This window comes from Paracraurococcus lichenis, assembly GCF_030657435.1.
Classification (GTDB): Bacteria; Pseudomonadota; Alphaproteobacteria; order Acetobacterales; family Acetobacteraceae; genus Paracraurococcus; species Paracraurococcus lichenis.
On record NZ_JAUTWS010000312.1, the window covers coordinates 1 to 1262 of the forward strand.

The window sequence follows — 1262 nt, forward strand, 5'->3', positions numbered from 1 at the left end:
GAGGGCCGGGGCGATGCCGGGACACGGCGCCCTGGCCCGGCATCGCGCCGTTCTGCCCGGCGCTACGGCGCAGCCCGTCGCCGCCCAGGCGCAGCCGGCCTGGCCGACGCGGTCGGTCACGCTGGTGGTTACCTTCCTGCCGGGTGGGATGAGGGACACGGTCGGGCGGATGATGGCAGAGCGCGCGCCGCGCCTGCCCGGCCAGCCGGTGCTGGTGGAGAACCGGCAGCCGACCCCTGCCAGTCAGATCACGTAGTCGAAGGTCTCGTAGGACAGGTCGCTCAACACCTGGTCCATGGTCTGCGCGGGGTGGTCCGGCGTCTGGGTGCGCACCACCCGCGCCGGCACGCCGGCGACCGTCGCATGCGGCGGAACCGGCCGCAGCACGACCGAGCCGGCCGCGACGCGCGCATTCTCGCCGATGCGGATATTGCCGAGGATCTTGGCGCCGGCGCCGATCATCACGCCGCGGGCGATCTTCGGATGGCGGTCGCCCGCCTCCTTCCCCGTTCCGCCCAGTGTCACCGCCTGCAGCAGGGAGACGTCGTCCTCGACCACGGCGGTCTCGCCGACGACGAGGCCGGTGGCATGGTCGAGGAAGATGCCGCGGCCGAAGCGTGCGGCCGGATGGATGTCGGTCTGGAAGACCTCGGAGGTCCGGCTCTGCAGATAGAGCGCGAAATCCCGCTCGCCATTGCCCCAGAGCCAGTGCGTCAGGCGGTGCGCCTCGATGGCGTGGAAGCCCTTGAAGTAGAGGAAGGGCTCGAGGAAGCGCTCGCAGGCCGGATCGCGCTCGTACACCGCCGTGATGTCGGCCCGTATCGCTTCCGCGATGCCGGCATCGGCCAGCATCGCGCGATGGAAGGCCTGCAGGATCAGAGGCAATGGGATGACATCGTTCTTCAGCCGGGAGGCGACGCGGTGCATGACCGCGATCTCGAAGCTCGGCTGATTGGTGATGGATTCGAGGAAGAGCGCGGCGAGCTGCGGCGCACGGCCATAAGCCTCCTCCGCCTCCCGACGCAGGCGCAGCCAGAGCTGATCGGTGAAGTCCTGCAGCGCCTGCGGATCACGTGCGACGAGGGTCAGGTGGCCGAGTTGGGGACGCGACATGCGGGCGGAGTCCTCCTCTCGCGTGCGGATTGGTCCGGGCTTAGGCAGGCTGCCCTCGTCACGAGAACAGGCTGACGGGATCGTAGTTCTTGGCAAGCCCGGTGGAGCATGCCTGCCATGCAGGCCGGATCCAGCAGGCAGGAAAAAAA

General features: G+C 69.3%; 1 protein-coding gene and 1 pseudogene. One reads left to right on the forward strand and one right to left on the reverse strand.

Translation table 11 applies throughout. The features are described from left to right. Window positions 1-256: pseudogene (locus Q7A36_RS39910) on the forward strand (hypothetical protein); the annotation flags it as partial. Here the strand turns inward: Q7A36_RS39910 and cysE are convergent. Then, window positions 244-1113, reverse strand: a complete 870-nt coding sequence (gene cysE / locus Q7A36_RS39915) for a serine O-acetyltransferase (protein ID WP_305109343.1) — start codon at window positions 1111-1113, stop codon at window positions 244-246. The pseudogene Q7A36_RS39910 and the gene cysE sit on opposite strands and share 13 nt — an antisense overlap. Window positions 1114-1262 lie beyond the last annotated feature (149 nt).